Here is a 22,850-nt window from a genome sequence, read left to right on the forward strand (position 1 = left end):
GTTCAGCGGGGGGACGGCGCACGCCAGGCGCGCAGCGACGCGGCCGCCTTGAGCAGCATCTCCTCGTACTCGTCGCCGGCGTCGGAGTCGAGCACGATCGCTCCGCCCGCACCGATGCTCAGCCGGTCACCGACGCGCACCGCCGTGCGGATCACGATGTTGAGGTCGGCGCCGCCGGACAGGCCGAAGTAGCCGAGCGCGCCGGAGTACACGCCCCTGGCCTCCGTCTCCAGCCCGTCGATGATCTCCATGGTGCGCAGCTTCGGCGCCCCGGTCATCGAGCCGCCGGGGAAGCACTGCCGCACGCAGTCCATCGCGCCGACCCCGTCCTTGAGGCGGCCGTGGACGGTGGAGACCAGCTGGTGCACGGTCTGGTAGCTCTCGACGGCAAGGTACGGGTCGACGGAGATGCTGCCCACCTCGCACACCCGCCCCAGGTCGTTGCGCAGCAGGTCGACGATCATCAGGTTCTCGGCCTGCGTCTTGGCGCTGGACGCGAGGGTGGCGGCGATCTCGGCGTCCCGCACGGGATCGGCGTCCCGCGGGGCGGTGCCCTTGATCGGCTTGCTGGTGACCGTGCGGTCGCGTTCGACGCGCAGGAACCGTTCCGGCGAGGAGCAGAACACCGAGATGTCACCGAGGCGCAGCAACGCGGCGTACGGCGCCGGGTTCGCCCGCCGCAGCCGCCGGTAGAACGCCGTGTCGTCGTCGTGGAACGGCAGGTGCAGCTTGTTCGTCAGGCAGATCTCGTAGCTCTCGCCCAGCCGCAGCTGCCGCTGGCACTCCTCGATGTCGGCCAGGTAGGCGTCCCGGTCGCGGACCAGGAACCGCGAGGCGTCGGGCGGCGCGCACGGTTCGTCCGCGGGCTCGTCGTCCCTCCGCCGCAGTCCGGAGAGGACGGTCGTGGTCCGGTCCACCCAGTCCAGCGCGTCCTGCCGGGTCGCCGGGGCGTGCACGGCGACGAGGTGGGTCAAGCCCTCCTGGTGGTCGAAAGCGACGATCCGGTCGGCGAACATCCAGGCGGCGTCCGGGGTTTCGGCGCTGTGGACGGCCGCGGCACCGCACTCCTCCTTCAGCTCGTACCCGAAGTAGCCGACGTAGCCGCCGGTCAGGTCGAACGGCAGTGACGTGTCGGGGATCCGCCGCTCGCTCAGCCGCTGCTCCAGGTAGTCGAACACGCTGCCGGGAACGTCACGGACCCCGGCGGCGTCGCGCACCCGCACGACCCCGCTGCCGGAGCGGTAGGTCACGACCTCGCTGTGCGGCCCGGACACGTCGCCCAGGAACGAGAACCGGGACAGCCCCTCCTCGACCCGGCTGCTGTCGAGCCAGAAGCAGTGGGTGGACTCGCCGAACAGCTCCAGGAAGACGGTCTCGGCGTCGGCGGTCGTCGGCACGGCGGCGCTGACGATCTCCAGCTCCCCGGACGCGCCGCCCCGGCGGGTCAGCTCGGCGAAGTTGCGCAGGATCTCCCTGCCGTACCCGGAGGCGACCGACTCGGGGTGGAACTGCACGCCCCACTGCGGAAGATCCCGGTGCCGCAACGCCATCAGCACGCCGTCGTCCGCCCACGCGATCGGCACGAGCTCCTCCGGCAGCGGCTCGCGCACGCAGAGCGAGTGGTACCGGACCGCGACGAACTCGCTCGGCACCCCGGCGAACAACGGGTCCCCGTCGTGGGAGACCTTCGCGAGGTGACCGTGGCGCGGCTCGGGCGCGGCGGCCACGGTCGCGCCCGCGAGGTGCCCGATGATCTGGTGCCCGAGGCAGACCCCGAGCACCGGCAACGTCGTGCGGCGCAACAGCTCCCCGACGAGACCGATGTCGCGTGAGTTCTGCGGCCGGCCAGGACCGGGGGAGACGACGATGTTGTCGAAGCCCTCCCGCCACAGGTCCGGCAGCGCCGGGTCGTCGTTGACCACGACCACCGGCTCCCGTCCGTTGATCTCGGCGATCAGCTGGAACAGGTTGAAGGTGTAGGAGTCGTAGTTGTCCACCAGCAGGGTGCGCGTCATGGGCCGGCCAGGGTCTTCCCGAGGATCTGGACGTCGTCCGGTTTCAGCGTGATCCCGAAGATGTCCTCGGGAGCGGCCAGCGTCTCCGCCTCGTCGAGCTCGCGGACCGCCGCCGGGACTCCCGGCCGCAGTTCGGTGAGCACGTTGCCGACGAGGAGGTGCCGCACGTCGGGCCGCGTGCGCTGCAGCACCATCCGGTGGTTGAACGGCGAACGCGGGTGGGTGAGGCAGAAGTGGTTGAGGAGCTCGAAGTCCGACGGGTAGCGCACGTCCGTGGTGAAGCCGTACAGCTCCGCCGGCCCCTCCGGCCGCAGCAGCCGCAGCACGTGCTCACCGGTCGGCTCGCGCACGAGGTCGAACGACCAGGGGCCGTCCAGCCGCGCGTTCTCCGCGAACCGGATCGGCTCGTGCAGTCCGTGGGCACCGAAACTCACGTCGTGCAGCCACTTCTCGCCGTCCAGGTCGACGAGCAGCGCCACGTGCAGTGCCGGGCCGAACCTGCTCCCGGTGCGGATCCGGGTCCGTCCGGCGAACGCCGTGAACGTGAACCCGATGCGGTCCAGCACGGCTGCCATCAGCACGACCTGCTCCAGGCACCAGCCGCCGCGCCCCTGCCGCAGGACCTTCTCCTGGACGCTGTCCAGGTCCAGCGGCACCTCCGTGCGCCCGAGCAGCGGGTCGAGGTTGTCGAAGGGGATCGCGCCGACGTGGGCGGTGTGCAGGCGCCGCAACGTGTCGAGGTCCGCGGCCACGTCGCCCTCGTGGCCCACGCGGGCCAGGTAGGCGTCCAGGTCGACGGCAGCTCCCTGCCACATCGAACCGCTCATGTGAACTGCCCGGCGATCACGGCGGCCAGGACGATCCAGCCGTAGTTGGTGTTGGCGACGAAGGTGTCCCAGCACGCCTTCGGGTCGTCCAGGTCCACCCGGAAGAGCAGATAGGCCAGGTAGAGCGCGGCCAGCAGGACGACCACGTAGAACGCCCACCCGATCGACGTCAGCGAACCGGCCCACAGCACGCCGGCGACGCTGAGCACGACGAAGAGCGAGAGCCACGCCTTGGTCGCCTTGCCGAACAGCAGCGCGGAGGACCTGACCCCGATCTGCCGGTCGTACTCCTTGTCCTGGTGGGAGTAGATGGCGTCGTGGACCATGGTCCAGAACGTCCCGGCGGCGTACAGGCCGTACACCGCGGGCGGGTAGTCGGTGTTCCCGGTCGCCGCCGTCCAGCCGACGAACACGTAGGTGCTCATCACCAGCCCCAGGAACCCCGAGGGCCAGAAGAAGAAGCGCTTCATGAACGGGTACGCGACGATCAACGGGTACGTGGCCAGTGCGACCAGCGCGGTCTGGACGTTCGCGACCGCGAGGACCAGCAGGGCCACCAGGGCCTGTGCGGCACCCCAGAGGATCCCGTTGCGGACGCTGATCGTGCCCGCCGCGACCGGCCGCCCCACGGTGCGGGCGACGCGGGCGTCGATCTCCCGGTCGGTCACGTCGTTGCTCGCGCAGGCGAAGCCGCGGATCAGCACCGCGGCGACGGCGACGGCCGCCACCGACAGCAGGTCCGGCCGGTTGCCCGCGGCGAAGACGACGGCCCACAGACCGGGCAGCAGGTAGAGCACGTACCCGGTGGGCCGGTCCAGCCGCATCAGCAGCAGGTACGGGCGGACCGGGTCCGGGCTCTTCGTGACGACGTCCGCGGATATCTTGTGCAGCATCAGGGTCCCAATCACCAGGTCACCGGGAGTTCGACCAAACCGCCGATCAACGTGTCGGTGCGCAGCTCCAGTTCGTCCACGCCGACGGCCAGGCGCAGCGACGGGAACCGTGCGACGAGCTGGGTGAGCACCACCTGCAGCTGCATCCGCGCCAGCGCCGCGCCCACGCAGTGGTGTGCGCCGTGGCCGAACACCAGGCTGGCCACGGTGTCGCGCGTGACGTCGACCCGGCCGGGTGCGGGGAAGACCGCCTCGTCGTGGTTGGCCGCGATGATGTTCAGCAGCACGGGGTCACCCGCCCGGATCACCACCCCGTCGACCTCGAAGTCCGTCACCGCGTACCGCGGCATGCCGCCGTTGTGCGGGTTCGGCATCGACATCCGCAGGGTTTCCTCGACGGCACCGGGGATGAGCGCCGGGTCGTCCACCACCGCCCGCCACTGGTCCACATCGGACAGCAGCAACACGATGCTCGTGCCGATCCTGGCCACCGTGGTCTCGTAGCCGCCGAACAGCAGCAACGCCGTCAGCCCGAGGACCTCGTCGTCGGTGATGCCCTCGGTCGCGCAGATCCGGGAGATCGCGTCGTCACCGGGGTTGCGCCGCTTCTCCGCGACGAGCTGCTTGCAGTAGCCGAAGAGCCCGCCCAGCCCCTGTTTGGACCGCACGGGGTCGCCGACGCCAGCCGCGTCCCTGGTCCAGCCGCCGAAGCGGTCCTTGTCCTCCTGCGGCACACCCAGCCACTCGCACATCACCTGGATCGGCAACGACAGCGCCACCGCCTCCCGCAGGTCCACCGGCGGCGTCCGCTCGGCCAGCTGGTCCAGCAGCTGCCCGGTCTGCTTCTCGACGTACGGGCGCAGCTCCGCCATGCGTTCGGGGGAGAAGTGCGGTTCCAGCAACGCGCGCATCCGGGCGTGGTCGGTGGCGAAACCGCCCAGCAGGCTCGCGAGCAGCGCCGAGCCGGGGTCCTGCGCGGCCAGGTCGGGGTTGGTGCGGCTCAGCCGGTCGTCGTCGAGCAGCTGCCGCACCTCCGCGTGACCGGTGACCAGCCACGCCGCACCGCCGTCGGGAGTGCGCACCCGGTGGACCGCGCCCTGGGACTGCAGCTCGCGCAACCGCGGCGCGAGCCGCAGGACGTCCTCCTGCTCGAACGGCAGTTGAACCGGGGTACTCACTGACGACCTCCGCCGGGATCGAGGTTCACGTGGTGCGGTGGACGATGCGGTCGAACAGGGTGGTCAGCTCGGCCGTCGCCGCCGGGGACAGCTCGGCCCGGCCGAGGTGCGCCAGCGCGGAGCCGAAGTGGTCGCGCGAGGTCTGCTCGGCCGTGCGGCGGCCGCCGGACTCCTCGACGAGGTCGGCCATCTCCCGCAGGTGCGCCGCCGTGCTGTCGTCGGACTGCCACAGCCCGAGCAGCCGCTCGCCGGCCGCACCGCCCGCGGCCAGCGCCGCCAGCACCGGGAAGGACGGGTTGCGCCGCCCGATGTCGCCACGGACGGGCTTGCCGGTCACCGCGGGGTCGCCCCAGATGTCCTCGACGTCGTTGGCGATCTGGAAGGCGAGACCGAGGTGCCGGCCCGCTCCGCGCAGCGCCGCCACGACGTGACCGGGGCTGCCCGCCCGCAACGCCGGCGTCACCAGCGCGCACTCCAGCAGCGCGGACGTCTTCTCCTCCACGATCCGGTCGTACTCCGCGACGCCGGCGTCCGGTCCGAGCCGGACGGTGAGCTCGCGGGACTGGCCGGAGAGCACCAGCCGGGTGGCCTCCGCGAACGCGCCGGAGATCTCGGCACGGCCGGGGCCGGGGTCCTCCACGACCATCTGGATGCTCAGCGCCTGCAACGCGTCCCCGGCCAGGATCGCCAGCCCCGTGCCGAACACCTTCCACGCGGCCGGGCGGCCGCGGCGCAGGTCGTCCGCGTCGATGATGTCGTCGTGGACCAAAGTCGAGTTGTGCAGCAGTTCCAACGCCGCCGCCTGGGACACGACGTCCTCCGGCCGCAGTCCGACGCCCGCTGCCGCCGCCATCATCAACGAGGCGCGGGTCAGCTTGCCGCTGGCGGCACCGCTGGGCTCGCCGCGCTCGTCGGTGAAACCGAGGTGGTAGGCGCTGATCCGGGCGAGGGTCGGCTCCAGCGCGGACACCTGCTGCCGCACGACGGGCAACACCGCTGACCGCACCATCCCCGGCGACAGGAGGGCCTGCAGCCCCGTCGACGCAGTGCCGGGTGTGCTCATCGGGATTCTCCTCCGGTGCTCGCACATCGCGTTCGTGAATTGAACGCGGAAAACCCCCGGGCGGTGCCCGGGAATGTGAGCCGTGGTTCCGGTCAACATCCTGAACGAGCCTTCGCGGTGGTGTCAACGAACGCCGTGCGAGCGCGGTGGACTTTGGGAAAAACCCCAAAGACGGCGGCGCAGAGCCTGAACTGGACTAATGTGCGGATTGGTGGCTGCGCGACGCGACCCGCCCCCTGGCGACGGTTCACTCAATGCTTGAGAGGCGAAATGGCTGTATCAGCCGATTCCGGGAAATTGCGCGAAGGCAGGCCGTTCGACCCGTACGGCGAACATCGCGACGACCCGTACGAGTTCCTGGCCGGCATCGGGGACGACGAGCCGGTGTTCTACGCGCCGCTGCTCGACGCGTGGTGCGTCACCCGGCGCGAGGAACTGCTCGCCGTGCTGAAGGACGACAAGAGCTATTCGGCGCGTGACCACAACCCGCGTCCCAGGGTGCCGCTGCCCGACGACGTGGCCAGGATGTTCAAGACGTGGCGCGGTGACGGTGGCCTGGGCGTCGGCTCGCTCGACCCGCCCGCGCACGCCAGGGTCCGCGAGGTGCTCAACATCGGGTTCACGCCGGCCAAGGTCAGGGCGTTCGAACCCACGATGCGCAAGATCGCCACCGACCTCGTCGAGCGCGCCGCGGCCGACGCCGAGTTCGACCTCATCGAGGCGTTCGCGGTGCCGTACGCGCTTGAGGTGATGTGCGCGCGTCTCGGGGTGCCGGACGACTACCTCGACCGCTGCCGGTTGTGGTCCGAGCAGCGCATCGAGCTGATGATGCTGCAACGCGACACCGACCCCGAGCTGCTGCGGGAATGGGCGCAGGGGCTGGTCGACTTCGGCGCGTTCGCCCGCGAGCTCGCGCGGGACCGGCTGGCCCACCCGCAGGACGACCTGATCAGCGAGCTGCTGCACGAGGGCAGGGCGGGCAACACGCTCACCGCCGACGAGGTCGCCGTGCAGATCCCCACGCTGATCTTCGCGGGCCACATGACCTGCGCGGAGGCGCTCGGCACGATCACGTACCAGCAGCTGAGCTCACCCGGTGGCTGGGCACGGGTCGCCGACGGCACGATCGACACCCGCGACCTCGTCGAGGAGGGGCTGCGGTTCGACGCCCCGCTGGCCGGCATGTACCGGACGGCGACCCGCGACGTGGTGGTCGGTGACGTGCACCTGGCCGAGGGGAGCAGGCTGCTCCTGCTGTACGGGACCGCCGGCCGGGACAGCCGCGTGCACGCGTGTCCCGCCGCGTTCAGCCCCGGCGGCGGCTCGTCCTCGCACCTCGCGTTCGGGCACGGCATCCACTTCTGCCTCGGGGCGTCGTTCGCCCGTGCGGAGCTGGAGGTCGCGGTGCAGGCCATCGCCGCCAGGATGCCGGGCCTGACCCTGGCGCCGGGGCAGTCGCGCCGGTACAAGCCGGTGTTCCCGCTGCGGGCGCTGACCGAGCTGCGCGTCCGGCAGTGACCACGAGGAAGAGCCCCGGCCAGGTGTGGCCGGGGCTCTTCCGTGCTGTCGTCAGGTCAGGCGCGGACCGCGGTCACGTAGATGTAGCCGCTCTCGGGGATGGACCCGAACCGGCGCACGAAGTCGATCAGCGAGTCGGCCTGTTCACCGCCGACCAGGTCGGCGAGCTTGTCGCGGACCGTCTCGAAGGCGTCGGCCATGAGCAGCAGGGTGCGGATCACGTTGTCGGTGATGTCGCGGATCTCCACGTCGACGTACCCGGCCGCGGCGAGGTTCTTCTCGTACTCGTCGATGGTGCCCAGGGTCGTCACCCCGTAGTTGGCCTTGATGTGGTCGATGACGACCTGGCCGTCGGGGGTGATCGGCTCGCGCTGGACGACGTCGGCGACCACGAGCCGGCCGCCGGGCCGCAGCACGCGGGCGGTCTCGGCGAGCACCCGGCCGCGGTCGGGCATGTGCCACATCGACTCGAACGCCCAGGCCGCGTCGAACGAGGCGTCGGGGAACGGCAGGTCCATGGCGTCGGCGAACTGGAACGTGGCCTTGTCGCCGAGCCCGGCCGCGGCGGCGTCCTCGTTCGCCTGCTGCACCTGCAGGTGGCTGATGCTGATGCCCACCACGTGCACGCCGGCCGTGCGGACGAGCCGCCGCGCCGGGTGGCCGATGCCGCAGCCGATGTCGAGGACCCGCTGGCCGGGCTGCGCGGCCAGGCCCGAGATCATCAGGTCGGTCAGGCGGTCCGTGGCGACCTCGACGGAGCTGTCGTCGGCGTCGTCCTCCCAGTAGCCGTAGTGGATGTTCGGTCCCCACACGGAGCGGTAGACCCGGCCGAACCCGTCGTACACGTTGCGGACCCCGGCGTGGTGGGCGGGAGACTGGTCGATCGTCATGACGAACTCCGAATCGTCGGGAACGGGGTGGACATGCGGACGCTCGGCCGGGCAGTCCCGGCCGAGCGCGGGGGCAACGCCTTCTCCTTCACCTCTTCTCGAAGCGCAGGAAGCCGAGCGTCAGGCCGCCCGCTCGCCATTCGGCGCCCTGCGCCTCGTTCGCCAGCAGGGAGATCCGCATGTTCCTGCGCTCGACGGCGGAAAGGCTGTCGTCGCTGTCCAGCACCGCCTTCGTCCAGGCGGCGCTCTCCTCCCAGAACGGCGCGGTCTCCGCCGTGGCGTCGACCTCGTCGACCAGTTCGAACCCCGCGGCCTTCGCCGCCTCCGCGTAGTCGAGCACCGAGACCGGCTTGCAGTAGAAGTACTCCGCCCACACGTCGGCACCGCCGGGACGGGTGGTGAACACCTCCTCGATGCACACGCTGCCACCGGGACGGATGACATCGGCCAGCCGCTGGAACCACTGCGGGCGGTTGAAGTACCCACTGCTCTCGATCGCCACCGCCGCGTCGTACGGGCCGTCGTCCACGGTGAGCTGGTTCGCGTCGCAGACCAGCGCGCGGACCTTCCCGCCGACGCCGGCCTCCCGCGCGAAGCCCTCGACGATCGGCGCGTGCTCCGGCGCGTTGGTGACCGCGGTGACGTCGGCGCCGTACTCCTGGGCCCAGAACAGCGAGCCGCCGCCGAGACCGCAGCCGACGTCCAGCACCTTGCCCGACAGCCGGTGCTCCGCGCCCCAGATCTTGGCCGCGTACTGCAGCAGGCCCTCCTGGTGCACCCGGATGCTGCCGCGGATGTCCTCCGGCGTGGCGCCGGGCGCGTGCGACGGCGTGGCGGAGTTCGGGTAGTAGCCCACGTGGTAGTGAATCCGGGGTCCCGGGCCGTACTTGCGCACGAGCTTGGCCGTTTTGCCGTCGTAGTACTGGCCGACTACCCGTACCTCGTCCTGGGGGTCCAGCGCTGCCAGAGGTGAACTTGAAAGATTTGACACGGTCACTTCTCCAGGGCTCGGTTGCCGACGACTGCGTTGGTGAATGGCCTGAGGACCGGATTCATCGCGAATAGCGATCGCATTCCATCGTGGCGGCGCGGGACTGGCGGTGTCAACGACGCCCGTGGGCCCGGTTCCGACTTTGGGAAAAACCCCAAACGACGCGGCACGCGGTTCGAAACGGACTATTCTCCGGATTGGTGGCTGCTGCGCGACACCAATGCCGTGTCCGAGTTCGGGAACGCAGTGGGAATGGTGGCGGACCCGCCACGACCGGTCCGGACCGACCGAGAGCGACCACACCCGGTGAGGAGCACTGTTCGACATGGCGCTGCTGGAAACCGTGCGCGACCCGGCGCGGCTGCGCGAGCTGACCGCCGCACAGCTCCGCGACCTCGCCGGGGAGATCCGCGCGTTCCTGGTCGACCGGGTCTGCGCGACCGGCGGACACCTCGGGCCGAACCTGGGCGTGGTGGAGCTGACCATCGCCCTGCACACGGTCTTCGAGTCCCCGCGCGACCGCGTGCTCTGGGACACCGGGCACCAGTCGTACGTGCACAAGATCCTGACCGGCCGCCAGGCCGGGTTCGACCGGCTGCGCCGTTCGGGCGGGCTCTCCGGCTACCCGAGCCCGCAGGAGTCCGAACACGACCTGGTGGAGAACTCCCACGCGTCCACCGCACTGTCCTATGCGGACGGACTGGCCAGGGCGGACGCCCACCTCGGCCGGCACGACCGGGCGACCGTGGCGGTCATCGGCGACGGCGCGCTGACCGGCGGCATGGCCTGGGAGGCGCTCAACAACATCGCGGGCGGACCGGACCGGCCGCTCGTCATCGTGCTCAACGACAACGGCCGCTCCTACGCGCCGACCGTCGGCGGGCTCGCCCGGCACCTGGCCGACCTGCGCGCCGGGCGCGGCCCCGGTGTGTTCGAGCAGCTCGGGCTCGCCCACCTCGGCCCGGTCGACGGCCACGACATCGCGGCCGTGCAGGAAGCGTTGCGCTGTGCGGCCGCACTGGCCAGGCCGGTCGTCGTGCACGTGATCACGGCCAAGGGCAAGGGGTTCCGGCACACCGAGGACAACGACCTGGACCTCGGGCACGCCGTCAAGCCGATGGACCCGGTGACCGGACTGCCGCTGCCGTCGTCCGGCCGGTCGTTCACGTCGGTGTTCGGCGAGACGCTCGTCGAGCTGGCCGAGCAGCGCGCCGACCTGGTCGCCATCACGGCGGCGATGGCCGAGCCGACCGGCCTGCTCCCGTTGCAGCGCAAGCACCCCGGCCGCGTGATCGACGTCGGCATCGCCGAGCAGCACGCGGTCACGATGGCCGCCGGCCTCTCGCTGGGCGGCGTGCACCCGGTGGTGGCGATCTACTCCACGTTCCTGAACCGCGCGCTGGACCAGGTGCTGATGGACGTCGCGCTGCACCGGCGCCCGGTGACGTTCGTCCTCGACCGGTCCGGCGTCACCGGCGACGACGGGCCCAGCCACAACGGCATATGGGACCTCTCGGTGCTGCAGGTGGTGCCGGGGCTGCGGATCGCGGCACCACGCGACGGCGCCCGGCTGGCCGAGCTGCTGGCCGAGGCCGTGGCGTGGTCGGAGGGCCCGACACTGCTGCGGTTCCCCAAGGGACCCGTCGGCCCGGACCTGCCCGCCGTCGCCACGTTCAACGGGATCGACGTGCTGCGCCGCTCCGGCCCGTCGGACGTGCTCGTCGTCGCGGTCGGAGCGCTCGCCGGGCTCGCGCTCGCGGTCGCCGACGGCGTGCGGGCCCAGGGCATCGGCGTGACCGTGGTCGATCCCCGGTGGGTCTCGCCGGTCAACCCCGCGCTGGCCGACGTGGCCCGCCGCCACCGGCTCGCGATCACGGTCGAGGACAACAGCCGCGCGGGCGGCGTGGGTTCGGCGGTCGCGCAGGCGTTGCGCGACAACGACGTCAGCACCCCGCTGCGGGAGTTCGGCATCCCGCGGCGGTTCCTCGGCCACGGCTCGCGGGCCGAGGTGCTCGCCGCCTGCGGGCTGACCGCGCACGACCTCACGAGGGCCGTGGTGGACCTGCTCGCCGGCCTCGACGCCACGCCCGACGGCATCGACGACGCCGGCACGTGGGCCGTTCACGCGGGGGAGGGGCGGTGAGGACGGTGGTTGCGGGGACGCACCGCGGTCAGTCCACGGTCTCGCAGGCGACCCGCGGCGGCCACGAGTCGGCGCGCAGGATGTCGAGCACGAAGGCCCTCGACACCAGCGCGACCCGGTTCGGCGCCTGGAGCTTGTCGGACATGACGCGCACGTGGTAGTCGACGGTCTTCGGGCTGAGGTACAGCTCTCTCGACAGCCGGTCGCTGGAGAAGCCGGCCGCGACACCCTCCAGAATTCTCGCCTGCAGGGAGCTGGGCTTCCAGCAGCCGCCCGGCTGCTGCTCGCGTTTCCACTTTTCGTGCTGTCCGTGATACATGCACCCATCCATTCCCGCGCGGCTGGTGGCCGCGGGTTGAATCGGGGGACTGGACCTGGAATCACCGTGATGTCGATCAGTGGTCAGGTGGTGACGAGGAGTGATCCTGCGCGACCTCCCGTAGACGTGTCAACGATGTCGTCGCAGACCGGTGCAATCACTTCCCTTTGGGGACCCCGGTGTGACCCCTTGGGGAACGAGGTGCGAAAACGTGCTGGTTGCAGAGGTGGTGCGGCCCGATCAGGGCAGCGTCAACGTTGTCGACCAATCCGGCGAACCGGGCATTCCGGAGGTGCAGGGAGCGTGCGGGTTGTCAACCCGCGCGATCGCGTAGGAATCGGCTTTCCTGTACGGCGAACGGCCGAGGAGGGATGCATTGTTCGGGAGCCAATTGATACGGCGTTGGTGGCTCTCGGTGATCTGTCGTACGCTCGGAGTTGCCTGAATTCTTTTGCGGGAGGGAAGGAAGGAATGGCTGCCACGCGCGTCGTCGTGTGTTGTGAGGACTTCATCGCGCGAACCGGTGCCACGACTTCTCTGCAGTCCTTTCCCGATGTCGAGGTGCGCGAGGAACCGGTGCTCGGCACGGCCGCGGCACGGGCGGCCACGGACGTGGTCGTCGTCGTGGCCGACCGGCTCTCCGTGGACGTGGCAACGGCGCTGAGGGAGCTGCGGCGGCTCCTCGACCGGCCCGTCGTCCTCGTGGCGCGGGAGGTCGAGCGCATCGACGTGGTCATGGCGGTCGACTGCAACGTCGTGGCCGTCCTGCCCACCGCCGAGTTCACCGCCGACCGGCTCCACGCCGCGGTGCTCACCGCGGCCCGCGGCGGCGCGGTGCTGCCGTTCGCGCTGGCCGGCGACCTCGTCCGGCACGTCCGGTGGGTGCACACGGAACTGCTCGAACCCAACGGCCTGCGCGCCTCGGGGCTCAAGCCCAGGGAGGTGGAGGTCATCGGGCTCATGGCCGACGGGCACGACACCGCGGAGATCGCCGCCAAGCTGAGCTTCTCCGAGCGGTCGGTCAAGAAGCTGATCCACGACGTCACCAGCAGGCTCAACCTGCGCAACCGGCCGCACGCGGTGGCCTACGCGCTGCGCCACGGCGTGATCTGACCTGCGGTGGCGGGTCCGGAGTTCTGACGTCCCGACGTTTCGACGTGAGGTGCAGCGATGGTCGCGGCGACGGTCCTGGTGAAGGCGCGTGACCCGATCACCCAGGCGGGTCTGGTCGGGTTCCTGCGCGCGAGGAGCGGGATCGAGGCCCACGGCGACCCCGGCGGCCACTACGACGTGGTGAGCGTGGTGGCGAAGCGGTTCTCCGCCGACGTGGCGGCCGAGGTGTACCGGGTGACGGCGGGGAACGTTCCCGCGGTCCTGCTCGTGGACGAGATCGGCGACGACGACCTCAGGTCGGTCGGTGCCAACGTCGTCACGATCCTGCCCCGGCAGCGCGTGACCGGCGACGAGCTGGTCCGCGCCGTGCTCACCGCGCCGGCGAGGGGTGACGAGACCCTGAGCGAACGGCGCCGCAGGCTGGCCGAACAGGTCGAGGCGATCAACCGCGCCCCCGCGGACGGTGCGGGACCGGAGTTCACCGAGCGCGAGGTGGAGGTCCTGCGGCTCACCGCCGACGGGTGCAACACCGCCGAGATCGCCGCGCGGCTGCACCTGTCGGAACGGTCGATCAAGCAGACCGTCTTCGGGATCACGACCCGGCTGCACTTCCGCAACCGGTCCCACGCCGTGGCCTACGCGCTGCGGACCGGAGTGATCTGACCGCCGCCGCACTGCCACAGGTGAGGTCCCTGATGAGTACGCACGAGCGCAGCGTTCCCTTCGCGGGTGACGCGCTGGAGGCGGCCACGGCGCTGGCCCGCACCGCCGCCGAGCCGCACGTCGTCCACGAGAACGGCACCACCGTGCACTTCGCGGAGGGCGCGGCGGAGACCGTCGCGGACAGCCCCGCCGACGCGGCCCGCCGGTCCGGTCGCACCGTGTACGGCTGGGTGTCGTTCGACCGCGCCGGGCACTTCGCCGTGCCGCGCACCGAGATCCGGTTCCGCGACGGCACGGCGCTGCTGCGCGCGGACGACGAGGCGGCGCTGGACGTGCTGGAGAAGCGGCTCGCGGACGTGTCCACTGTGGACGTCGTCGAGGCGAGGGTCCTGGCACCGGTGCGGACGCACGGCGCCGACGAGTACCGCTCGGCCGTCGGGGCGGCGGTGGCCGAGATCCAGGCGGGCCTGCTGGACCGGGTGGTCCTGTCCCGGACCGTGCCGGTGCCGGAGGAGGTCGACTTCACCGCGACCCACCTGGCCGGCCGGCGCGGCCGCGACCCGGCGCGGTCGTACCTGCTGCGGCTCGGTGGGTGGGAGGTGCTCGGGTTCGAGCCCGAGGTCGTCATCGGGGTCGACGGTGCCGGTGGTGTCGTGGCGCGGTTGCCGGGGCCGCCGGGCGGGGAGCCGGTGTTCGACGTGGCGTGGCGGGAGGAACCGTGCCCCGCCGCCACGGCGGTGTTCGGGCACGCGATCGCGGTGCGCCTGGTGGCCGCCGAACTGGCCGCCGTGTGCGAGCCGGGATCGGTGCGGGTGGCGGACTTCCCGGTCGCCGAGGTCACCGGCACGCTGTCGGCGGGCCGCACGTCGTGGGACGCCGTCGCCGTTCTGCTGCCCGCCGTCACGGCCTCGGGCGTCCCGAAGGCGCGGGCGTGCGCGTTGATCGACCGGGTCGAACCAGGACGCGGCCCGTACGGCGGCGCGGTCGTCCTGGCCGAGCCGGACGGTGCGCTGGACGTGACACCGGTGCTGCGCGGTGTGTTCCGGCACCGCGGTCGCACGTGGCTGCGGGCCGGAGCGGACGTGGCGGCGAAGCCGGGGCGTGAGTTGGCGGAGACGACCGAGAAGCTGCGTGGCGTCTCCCGTTTCCTGGTTCCGCTGGGCGCGTGGGGTCGTGAGCGAGGAGAGACGTGAGCACCTTCCTGTGGCAGGACGACCGGCTGGTCGAGGACTCCGGTGACGCCGGACTGCTGGTGGCGGACTCGTGGCTGGTCGCGGACGGCGTCACGCGCGGGCTTTCGCTGCACCACCACAGGTTCACCGAGGCGTGCGAACGGGCGGCCGGGCCCAGCGCGGAGGAGGTGCGCCGGTTCCTGAAGTCCGCGGCCGCCCTCGTGCCGGGCACCGGCCGCTGGTTCCCGCGCGTCGAGTGCGGGACCGACCACCGGTTGCGCCTGCGGGTGCGACCGGCTCCCGAGCGCTCGACGGGCGTGGTGCTGATGCCGCATCCGGGCCCGGACCCCCGCCGCGACCCGCGCACGAAGGGGCCGGACCTGGTGGCGATGCAGGCGTTGCGCGCGTCGGCCGCCGAGTTCGGTGCGGACGAGGTGCTGCTGCGCACCGGCGTCGGCACCGTGCTGGAGGGCGCGCTCAGCTCGATCGTGTGGTGGCGCGGCGACCGGTTGTGCGTGCCCGATCCGAGCCTGCCCGTGCTGGACGGCGTGACGCGCCGGTTGCTCGTCGGCCTGGCCGCCCGGCGAGGGGTGCCGGTGCGGCCCGAGCGCTGCGATCTGGCCTCTTTGGACGGACTGGAGGTGTGGAGCCTCAGCGCGTTGCACGGCATCCGCGTTGTGACCGGGTGGCGGGAGTGCGAGCTGACGGCCGGTCCCGCCGTGCGGGCGGCCGAGTGGCGCGCGGTGCTGCACCCTTGACGGTACTGACCGTTCTGTCTGCTACCGTCGTGATGGTGCACAACGCTCGAGGCCAGGTCTCCGAAGCGCGGGCCCGCCTGCTCGCCACGGCCACCCGGATCTTCTACGCCGAGGGGCTGCACTCCGTCGGGATCGACCGGATCGTCGCGGAGGCGAAGGTCACCCGCGCCACCCTCTACCGGCACTTCGCCGGCAAGGACGAGCTCGTCGTCGCCTACCTCCAGACCGTCGCGGGGATGGAACGCGACCAGGTCGACCAGGCCGTCGCGGGTGGTCTGCCCGCCGCCGACGTGCTGCGCGCCGTCGCCGGGTCGATCGCCGCGGGCATCGAGTCGGCCGGGTTCCGCGGGTGCGCGTTCCTCAACGCCGCCGCCGAGTACCCCGACCGCGCGCATCCGGTGCTGAAGGCCGTCCTCGACCACCGCGAGTGGTTCCTGAGCACCGTCACGGACCTGTTCGCGCAGATCGACGCGGAGTCGGCGGCACGCGCTGGCCGGCACTTCGTGATGCTCCGCGACGGGGCGATGGCGGCGGGGTGCCTGACCGACTCGGTGGAGGTCGGGGAGACGTTCCTGGCCGGGGTCGAGGGCCTGCTCCGGTCGCGGACCGGCGCGAACTGACTCAGCCGGTCGTGCGCAGCGCGCGGTGCAGCAACGCCGTGAGCTTCCGCAGCTCGTCCTCGTCGAGGTTCGCCAGCGGTGTGGTCCGCAGCGTCGCCCGCAGCACCTCGTCACGGACCCGGCGCCCCTTGGCCGTGAGGCTCAGCACCCGCGACCGGCGGTCGGCCGGGTCCACGGACCGCTCCACCAGCCCCCGGTCGACGAGCTGACCGGTCACGAACGTCAGGTTCGGCGCGTTGCAGTGCAACCGCTCTGTCATGACCTTCATCGACGGCGGCGGCTCCGCCGGGTCGATGGCCCACAGCGCTTGGAAGGTCGCCTCGGTCAGCCGGTGCTCGCTCAGCACGGGCCCGATCAGGTCGACGGTCCGCATCCACACGTCGTAGGTCGCGGCCACTGCCGCGGTGAGGTCGGCCGCCGTCATGCCGCCAATCCTACTGATTCTTCGAGTCTCGAAGTACTCTGCTAGCGTTGGTGCTTCGAGACTCGAAGTAAAGGAGGCCGTTGTGAGCCACGGGTACCGCGGTGTCACCGCGTTGGTCACCGGCGCGTCCAAGGGGCTGGGCCGTGAGCTGGCGCTGGAACTGGCCCGCCGGGGTGCGCGGGTGGTCCTGCTCGCCCGCTCCGAGGGCGATCTGCGCGAGCTGGCCGGGCAGCTCCGGGAACGGCACGGCGACGCGCGGCCGGAGGTGATCACCGCCGACCTCGCCGCCGCCGACGGCCCGCGCGAGGTCCTGCGCGCGCTGCGGGAACGCGACCTGACCGTGGACCTGCTCGTCAACAACGCCGGTGCGGGCAGCGCGGGCCCGTTCCTCGACCGGCCGCTCGACCCGCAGCTGCGCTCGATCCACCTCAACGCCGGCGGCCTGGTCGAGCTGACCCACGCGATCGGCCGCGACCTGGTCGAGCGCGGTACGGGCGGCATCGTCACCGTCGCTTCCACCGCGGCCTTCCAGCCCATGCCGTACCAGGCCGTCTACGCCGCCACCAAGGCGTTCGTGCTGTTCTTCACCGAGGCCCTCGCCGAGGAGCTGCGCGGCACGGGCGTCCACGTGATGGCGGCGCACCCCGGCGCGATCGCGACCGGGTTCTTCGACGGCACCTCGGCCACGATCGACCCGGCCTTCGCCGACCTCCCGGACGTCGTCGCGCGCAGGCTGCTCGACGACTACGCCCGACGCCGTGCCGTCTCCTACCCCGGCCGCGCGGTGAACCGGGGGATGACCTGGGCGGCCCGCCTGCTCCCGCGCACCGCCGTCACCCGCGTCACCGGCGCGCTGAACCGCCGCCTGCGCCTGCACCAGGTGGTCGACCTGGTCTGAGCACCCGCAGCCCGTCGGCCATCGCGCCGAGTGACGTCCGAGGTGGACGCGATGGCGTCGAACTCGGGCGGGCACCGGGCTGATCGCGCCGATGACCGGTTCCCAGAGCGCGCGACACCGCCGACGGTCATCGGGCCAGTGTCATGGCCCTTTTCTCGGTGAGGAGCGGCGTCAGGCGGTGGGGGAGAGGACGACGACCTTGCCGATCACCGCGCCCGTGGCGGCCTCGGCGTGCAGTGCGGGCAGCTCGGTCAGCGGCACCCGTCGGCTGACCTCGACGCGCAGCTCGCCGCTGTCGACCCGGGCCACCAGCTCGGCCAGCTGAGCCGCGTCGCTGCGGACGTAGAGGTCGATACCGCGCACGTCGCGTTCCTCGTCGGACGGCGCGGGCATCCACACGGTCGTGTTCACGACGGCACCGCCGGGCCGGACCAGCGTGGCCAGTGCGGCGAGCTCGGCCGGGTCGACCGGCGCGAGGTTGATCGCCAGGTCCACCGGCTCGGTGACCGCCGCGGTCACGCTCGTCGTGGTGTGGTCGACGACCTCGTCGGCACCGGCTGCCTCGACCGCGGCACTGCTGCGCGGGCTGGCCGTGGCGATCACGTGGGCACCGGCGCCCTTGGCGAGCTGCACGGCGTAACCGCCGACCGCACCGCCCGCGCCGTTGATCAGCACGCGCTGCCCGGCGGTCAGCTTGCCGTGGTCGAAGAGCGCCTGCCACGCCGTGAGGGCCACCACCGGCAGTGCGGCCGCATCGGGCAGAGAGATGCTCTTGGGTGCCGATGCCAGTGCCTCGGCCGGTGCGAGCACGTACTCGGCGGCCGCACCGGGCCTGTTCATCGGCAGGAAGCCGACGACCTCGTCACCGACGGCGATCCCGTCCACGCCTTCGCCCAGCGCGTCGACCGTGCCGGCGACGTCGAGGCCGGGGGTGTGCGGCAGCTCCACCGGGATGGGGCCCTGCATGAAGCCGCCGCGGATGTTGCCGTCGACGGAGTTGAACGACGTCGCGGCGACGCGGACCAGCACCTGGCCGGCGCCGGGTACCGGCACCTCCACGTCCTCGTGGCGCAGGACTTCAGGGGCGCCGTACTCGTGGAAACGCACTGCCTTCATCGGGGGTCTCCCTGACTCGCGGATGTTGCTTCGAACTTGAAGCAACTGCGGACGACGCTACAGCTGCTTCGAATTCGAAGCAAGTGACGTGCGGCACCCAGGGTGGTCTTCGTGCTGGGTCGGCTCCTTCGAATTCGAAGCAGTAAACTCGGGCCATGTCCGCTCCGCCGCCGTCGCTCGACCCGGTCCAGCTCGGCGCCTACTTCACCCTCGTCGAGGTGACCAGCCTGCTCCGGCACGCGGTCGAGCAGCAGCTGCGGGAGGCCGGTGACCTCAGCTACGTGCAGTTCCAGCTGCTGGCCCGGCTCGGCGACTCACCCACGGGCAGCCACCGCATGACCGACCTGGCCGACGGCGTCGTCTACAGCCGCAGCGGCCTGACCTACCAGGCGGGGCTGCTGGAGAAGGCGGGCCTGGTCGTACGTGCCCCCTCGGCCGACGACGAGCGGAGCGTCACCGTCACGATCACCGACGCCGGCCGCGCGCTGCTGGCGCGGGTGCTGCCCGGTCACGTCGAGGTCGTCAGCGGCCTGCTCTTCGAGCCGCTCTCCCGGCAGGACGTCCAGGCGCTGGCCGGGCTGCTGGCGCCGGTGCGCGACCACATGCGGTCGACGCCACCCCGTTCCGCCGCACCCCGCCGGCGCAAGGGCAAGGCCTGACCGGCCCAATAGCAGATGTTTTCTCGTCCAGGTGTGAAACGACGAGGATTCTCCGGCTGTCGAACGCCCCGATTTACCCGATCGTGTGAATGAGCGCCACTATTCACACGATCGCGTGATGACGGATTTCAGAGTTCCGCGGTGGTCTCGCTACGGTTCGGGCGTTGCGGCCGGTGTAGTTGCTTGCCCAATCCTGATCGATCACAACTGTTCTAGGAGATTTTCGTGCTGAAGAAGGCAGGAGCGGCCCTCGCCATCGCGGGCGCTTTCCTCGGTGTTGGTTCCCAGGCGCTGGCCGACACCCCCGACCTCGACGTGACCGAGCAGGTCGGCCTGGTCGACCTGGACGACACCGAGATCCTCAGCGACATCAACGCCTGCTTCATCGACGTCAACGTCATCGCGGTGCCGGTGCTGTCCGACAACGACAGCGGCCTGTGCGGAAACCCCGACGACAAGTGATGTGAAACGACGTTTCCTCCGGTTGCGTCGTTGTCGTGGTGGTGGAACGGGGCCGTTGCGGAAACGCTGGGCTCCGTTCCTGCCGTTGAGGTCGTTGCACCGGACCGGCTGATACTTCGGGGATCGGCCGTTGTGTTCTTCCGCGCGACGAGACGGCGAAAATCGGTAATGGCGTGACGCCTGGCTGACCCCCACGGCTGAGCGCCGCGCCAGCACCGGGTGGCAGAGGCCTGTCGTCGTCTCGCGGCGAGGGCCTACGGTGGACCGCGTGACGACCACCGCGGAGGTTGGGAACCAGGCGGACGACCGCATCCGGCGCCTGGAGTCGAGGCTGGTCCGCGAGTACGACGAGGTGCCGCCGAGCCTCGTGCACGAGTGGATCGAACGTGCCCGGTCGCGTTTCGGCGGCGCGCGGCTGCAGGAGTACGTCCCGTTGTTCGTGGCCCGCGAGGTGCGGGCAGCCGCACTGACCTTCCCGTCGGTGCCGCCGCAGCCGGCCGGAACATCGCTGTCGACCTGGGCGCGGAACACCGCACGGCGCCTGCTGGCTGCCGAGCTGCCCCGCCGTTGGGCTCACACGGCCGGTGTGGCGCGCCGGGCCGAACACGTGGCGCGCGTGCTGCCGGCGCCGGACCGCGACCTGCTCGTCGCCGCGGCGTGGCTGCACGACATCGGCTACGCGGCCGAACTCGCCGACACCGGCCTGCACCCGCTGGACGGGGCACGCTACCTGCGCCGGGCCGGTGTGCAGGACCGCGTGTGCGGCCTGGTGGCCTACCACTCCGGCGCCGCCGCGGTCGCCGAGCTGACCGGCCTGGCCGGCGCCCTCCGCGAGTTCGCGGACAACCAGGGCCGGCTGCGCGACGCGCTCTGGTACTGCGACATGAGCACCGGTCCGGACGGCCAGCCGACGACCGTGCAGAGCCGGCTCGCCGAGATCCGGCAGCGCCGCGGACCCGACGACCCGGTCGTGCGCGCCCTCGCGTTGAACGGCGATGAACGCCTGGCCGCGGTCCGGCGCACGCACCGGCTGCTGCGCCGCGCGTTCTGAACCACGATCACGGACCTCATCGCCTCGACTGATCGTCCGGTCGCGTCGTGGGGCTGCCGCCCACCGGACGCCGGGTGCGTGACAGTCGAATCATTCGACAGTGCGTTCGCGGTTGAGCCGCCGAGCGGCTTTGTACGTACTCCCGATCATGCACGGCACGATCGAGGAGGACGCATGACGCACCGCACAGTCGACAGACGGAAGTTCCGCCTGATCGCCTCGTTGTCGGCGGTGGCCGTGGTCGCGGCGGCCACGGCCACCGTGGCGCTGGCCGCCAAGGACGGTGAGCCGGCGCCGCTTGGCGCGTTCGTGCCCATCGAGCGGGTGAACAAGAACGTCGTGAACCCCGAGGTCGGCCAGAACGGGGCCGGCGGTGTGTTCACGGTCGACTGCGGCACGAACGAGAAGGGCAAGTTCAGCGCCGACAACCCGGTCGCCCAGCCGGGTCTGAAGCACGGTGCCCAGCACGTGCACGACTTCGTCGGCAACCTCTCGATCAGCGCCGAGTCGACCGACGACAGCCTGCTCGACTCCGAGACGACCTGCCGCAACGGTGACCGCTCATCCTACTTCTGGCCGGTCCTGCGCATCAACCCCAAGGCCAACCCGCAGGACGTCGGCTCCACTCCGGACAAGGTCAAGGAGACGGGACCGGGCGAGGTCGCGTGTCCCGGCGTCGGCGACCGGCTGCCCGCCGTGCCGCAGCGGGTCCGTGACGAGGTGACCAGGAACCTCCAGCTGCTGGAGCAGCAGCTCAAGGAAGCCAACGAGCGCGTCGCGCGCAACGAGAACCCCGCCGACCCGAACTTCGTCAACAACGCGATCCTCGGTCCGCTGCGCAGCAAGCGGGTCGCCACCCTCGACCGCATCGCGATCGCCATCGGCCGGTCCGCGCGCAAGCCGAACCTGGTCTCGCTGGCCGACTGCGACCTGCGCTTCGGCCACGGCAACCACGGCGGTGCGGGCCACGGCGAGCACTCGAAGCCGCGCAAGTTCGCCGCGGACGGCGTTCTCCAGCAGGCCGGCCAGAACGGCGCCGAGCAGAACGGCGCCGAGCAGGACGCCGCCACGCCGACGATCAAGTGCCCGTCCGTGCGCGGTGCGCTGCCCGGCGTGCCGGACCAGGCCGTCGACGAGGTCGACCGCAACCTCGCGTTGCTGGACAAGCAGATCGCCGAGGCCAACCAGCGCCTGGTGACCACCAAGGGGCAGGGCGGCCCCAACTTCGTCGACAACGCGATCCTCGGGCCGTTGAAGGACAAGCGGGTCGCGACGCTCGACCGGATCGCGATCGCGATCGGCCGCAACGCGGAGCGGCCGCAGGGGCTGGAACGCCTCGCGCCGTGTGGCCTGAACGAGAACAACGAGGGCGGCAACAACAACGGCGGCAACAACAACGGCAACGGGAACAACGGCAACGGCGGCAACAACAACGGCGGTGCGACCACCACCACCGCCCCGCCGCTCGCCGCGCCCAGTGGCAAGAACCTGGAGCTCGTCGGCAACAACGGCAAGATCGTCCGACCGGCCCAGGTGAAGATCGAGTACCGCGGCAACGCGACCAGCAAGGTCACGGCCATGCCGAAGTTCCTGAAGATGGTCACCGGTGACGCCAAGCCGACCAGCCGCGGCCCCGCCAACGCCCGCGCGACGTGGACGTGCAGCGGCTTCGATGACCGCCTGTCCGACAAGTACGTGATCTGCCCGAACGGCAGCAAGGTCATGCGGGTGCACGACTTCGCGGGCTGCTGGGACGGTCAGAACGCCGACAGCGCCAACCACCGCGACCACGTCCGGTTCGCCGACAAGAAGACCGGCGCCTGCCCGCAGGGCTTCCGCGCCATCCCGCAGCTGCGGATCAGCATCTCCTACGACATCTCCCGCGACGTCCAGCAGAAGGGCCAGTACCAGCTCGACGCGTTCCCGGAGGAGAACCACAACCCGTTCTCCGACCACAACGACTTCGCGAACGTCAACTCCGAGGAGACGATGGCGAAGATCGTGAAGTGCGTGAACGACGGGCGCAAGTGCTCCTGACCCCTGCTCCGGCGTGACCCCGCACGGGTGGAGCTTTCCC

23 protein-coding genes are annotated in these 22,850 nt (G+C 71.3%); 13 read left to right on the forward strand and 10 right to left on the reverse strand.

Annotated features, from left to right (window positions below; translation table 11 throughout):
* Positions 1–2: 2 nt before the first annotated feature.
* From pabB to ADL03_RS23585, 5 genes are read right to left on the reverse strand one after another with little or no spacing between them, the layout of a single operon-like run.
* Positions 3–2,015, reverse strand: coding sequence for an aminodeoxychorismate synthase component I (gene pabB / locus ADL03_RS23565; RefSeq protein ID WP_053735707.1), 2,013 nt, complete (start codon positions 2,013–2,015; stop codon positions 3–5).
* On the reverse strand, positions 2,012–2,842 hold the full coding sequence (locus tag ADL03_RS23570; RefSeq protein WP_053735708.1) for an arylamine N-acetyltransferase: 831 nt from the start codon (positions 2,840–2,842) through the stop codon (positions 2,012–2,014). The genes pabB and ADL03_RS23570 overlap by 4 nt, the downstream gene beginning before the upstream one ends.
* A complete protein-coding gene (locus ADL03_RS23575) occupies positions 2,839–3,735 on the reverse strand; it encodes a UbiA family prenyltransferase (RefSeq protein WP_053735709.1) in 897 nt (298 codons plus the stop codon). The genes ADL03_RS23570 and ADL03_RS23575 overlap by 4 nt, the downstream gene beginning before the upstream one ends.
* A gap of 11 nt (positions 3,736–3,746) precedes the next feature.
* The gene (locus ADL03_RS23580) at positions 3,747–4,913 is read right to left on the reverse strand and encodes a cytochrome P450 (RefSeq protein WP_053735710.1); all 1,167 of its coding nucleotides are present in this window, start codon (positions 4,911–4,913) and stop codon (positions 3,747–3,749) included.
* A 25-nt stretch (positions 4,914–4,938) separates the two neighbouring features.
* Positions 4,939–5,976: a polyprenyl synthetase family protein gene (locus ADL03_RS23585; protein ID WP_197288587.1), complete on the reverse strand. Its 1,038-nt coding sequence runs from the start codon at positions 5,974–5,976 to the stop codon at positions 4,939–4,941.
* A 297-nt stretch (positions 5,977–6,273) separates the two neighbouring features.
* Here ADL03_RS23585 and ADL03_RS23590 point away from each other — a divergent pair, with 297 nt between their 5' ends.
* A complete protein-coding gene (locus tag ADL03_RS23590) occupies positions 6,274–7,494 on the forward strand; it encodes a cytochrome P450 (protein WP_197288588.1) in 1,221 nt (406 codons plus the stop codon).
* Positions 7,495–7,550: 56 nt separating this feature from the next.
* On the opposite strand, the gene ADL03_RS23595 is transcribed toward ADL03_RS23590, so the two are convergent.
* Together ADL03_RS23595 and ADL03_RS23600 are read right to left on the reverse strand one after the other, a co-directional pair.
* Entirely contained in the window at positions 7,551–8,384 is an 834-nt protein-coding gene (locus ADL03_RS23595; protein WP_053735712.1) for a methyltransferase domain-containing protein, read from the reverse strand.
* A gap of 88 nt (positions 8,385–8,472) precedes the next feature.
* Positions 8,473–9,375 carry a cyclopropane-fatty-acyl-phospholipid synthase family protein gene (locus ADL03_RS23600; RefSeq protein WP_053735762.1) on the reverse strand — a complete coding sequence of 301 codons (903 nt, stop codon included), beginning with the start codon at positions 9,373–9,375 and terminating at the stop codon, positions 8,473–8,475.
* A gap of 331 nt (positions 9,376–9,706) precedes the next feature.
* On the opposite strand from ADL03_RS23600, the gene ADL03_RS23605 reads away from it, so the two are divergent.
* Positions 9,707–11,518 carry a 1-deoxy-D-xylulose-5-phosphate synthase gene (locus tag ADL03_RS23605; protein WP_197288596.1) on the forward strand — a complete coding sequence of 604 codons (1,812 nt, stop codon included), beginning with the start codon at positions 9,707–9,709 and terminating at the stop codon, positions 11,516–11,518.
* 28 nt (positions 11,519–11,546) lie between these two features.
* Here the strand turns inward: ADL03_RS23605 and ADL03_RS23610 are convergent, their stop codons facing one another.
* The gene (locus ADL03_RS23610; protein ID WP_197288589.1) at positions 11,547–11,837 is read right to left on the reverse strand and encodes a LuxR C-terminal-related transcriptional regulator; all 291 of its coding nucleotides are present in this window, start codon (positions 11,835–11,837) and stop codon (positions 11,547–11,549) included.
* 211 nt (positions 11,838–12,048) lie between these two features.
* Between ADL03_RS23610 and ADL03_RS50255 the strand changes: the two genes are divergently transcribed.
* From ADL03_RS50255 to ADL03_RS23635, 6 genes are all read left to right on the forward strand, one after another.
* Positions 12,049–12,171, forward strand: a complete 123-nt coding sequence (locus ADL03_RS50255) for a hypothetical protein (protein WP_255353390.1) — start codon at positions 12,049–12,051, stop codon at positions 12,169–12,171.
* A 137-nt stretch (positions 12,172–12,308) separates the two neighbouring features.
* Positions 12,309–12,950 (forward strand): LuxR C-terminal-related transcriptional regulator, encoded by a 642-nt coding sequence (locus ADL03_RS49735; RefSeq protein ID WP_063798683.1) that lies wholly within the window; start codon positions 12,309–12,311, stop codon positions 12,948–12,950.
* A 57-nt stretch (positions 12,951–13,007) separates the two neighbouring features.
* Positions 13,008–13,613 (forward strand): LuxR C-terminal-related transcriptional regulator, encoded by a 606-nt coding sequence (locus ADL03_RS23620; RefSeq protein ID WP_053735715.1) that lies wholly within the window; start codon positions 13,008–13,010, stop codon positions 13,611–13,613.
* Between the two features lie 32 nt (positions 13,614–13,645).
* Positions 13,646–14,806, forward strand: a complete 1,161-nt coding sequence (locus tag ADL03_RS23625) for a chorismate-binding protein (protein ID WP_053735716.1) — start codon at positions 13,646–13,648, stop codon at positions 14,804–14,806.
* Positions 14,803–15,543 carry an aminotransferase class IV gene (locus ADL03_RS23630; protein ID WP_053735717.1) on the forward strand — a complete coding sequence of 247 codons (741 nt, stop codon included), beginning with the start codon at positions 14,803–14,805 and terminating at the stop codon, positions 15,541–15,543. The genes ADL03_RS23625 and ADL03_RS23630 overlap by 4 nt, the downstream gene beginning before the upstream one ends.
* A 35-nt stretch (positions 15,544–15,578) precedes the next feature.
* Positions 15,579–16,163, forward strand: coding sequence for a TetR/AcrR family transcriptional regulator (locus ADL03_RS23635; protein ID WP_231642161.1), 585 nt, complete (start codon positions 15,579–15,581; stop codon positions 16,161–16,163).
* 1 nt (position 16,164) lies between these two features.
* Here the strand turns inward: ADL03_RS23635 and ADL03_RS23640 are convergent, their stop codons facing one another.
* Positions 16,165–16,587 (reverse strand): MarR family winged helix-turn-helix transcriptional regulator, encoded by a 423-nt coding sequence (locus tag ADL03_RS23640; protein ID WP_053735719.1) that lies wholly within the window; start codon positions 16,585–16,587, stop codon positions 16,165–16,167.
* A gap of 82 nt (positions 16,588–16,669) precedes the next feature.
* On the opposite strand from ADL03_RS23640, the gene ADL03_RS23645 reads away from it, so the two are divergent.
* The gene (locus ADL03_RS23645; protein ID WP_053735720.1) at positions 16,670–17,485 is read left to right on the forward strand and encodes an SDR family oxidoreductase; all 816 of its coding nucleotides are present in this window, start codon (positions 16,670–16,672) and stop codon (positions 17,483–17,485) included.
* 171 nt (positions 17,486–17,656) lie between these two features.
* Here the strand turns inward: ADL03_RS23645 and ADL03_RS23650 are convergent, their stop codons facing one another.
* Complete coding sequence (locus ADL03_RS23650) at positions 17,657–18,601, reverse strand: NADP-dependent oxidoreductase (RefSeq protein ID WP_053735721.1); 945 nt, start codon at positions 18,599–18,601, stop codon at positions 17,657–17,659.
* Between the two features lie 155 nt (positions 18,602–18,756).
* Here ADL03_RS23650 and ADL03_RS23655 point away from each other — a divergent pair, with 155 nt between their 5' ends.
* From ADL03_RS23655 to ADL03_RS23670, 4 genes are all read left to right on the forward strand, one after another.
* Positions 18,757–19,260, forward strand: a complete 504-nt coding sequence (locus tag ADL03_RS23655; protein ID WP_053735722.1) for a MarR family winged helix-turn-helix transcriptional regulator — start codon at positions 18,757–18,759, stop codon at positions 19,258–19,260.
* Between the two features lie 225 nt (positions 19,261–19,485).
* A complete protein-coding gene (locus ADL03_RS23660) occupies positions 19,486–19,722 on the forward strand; it encodes a hypothetical protein (RefSeq protein WP_053735723.1) in 237 nt (78 codons plus the stop codon).
* A 268-nt stretch (positions 19,723–19,990) separates the two neighbouring features.
* Positions 19,991–20,773 carry a three-helix bundle dimerization domain-containing protein gene (locus ADL03_RS23665; protein WP_231642168.1) on the forward strand — a complete coding sequence of 261 codons (783 nt, stop codon included), beginning with the start codon at positions 19,991–19,993 and terminating at the stop codon, positions 20,771–20,773.
* A gap of 174 nt (positions 20,774–20,947) precedes the next feature.
* A complete protein-coding gene (locus ADL03_RS23670) occupies positions 20,948–22,810 on the forward strand; it encodes a DUF1996 domain-containing protein (protein WP_053735724.1) in 1,863 nt (620 codons plus the stop codon).
* Positions 22,811–22,850 lie beyond the last annotated feature (40 nt).

This window comes from Nocardia sp. NRRL S-836 (genome assembly GCF_001279525.1).
In the GTDB taxonomy this organism is placed as follows: Bacteria; Actinomycetota; Actinomycetes; order Mycobacteriales; family Pseudonocardiaceae; genus Lentzea.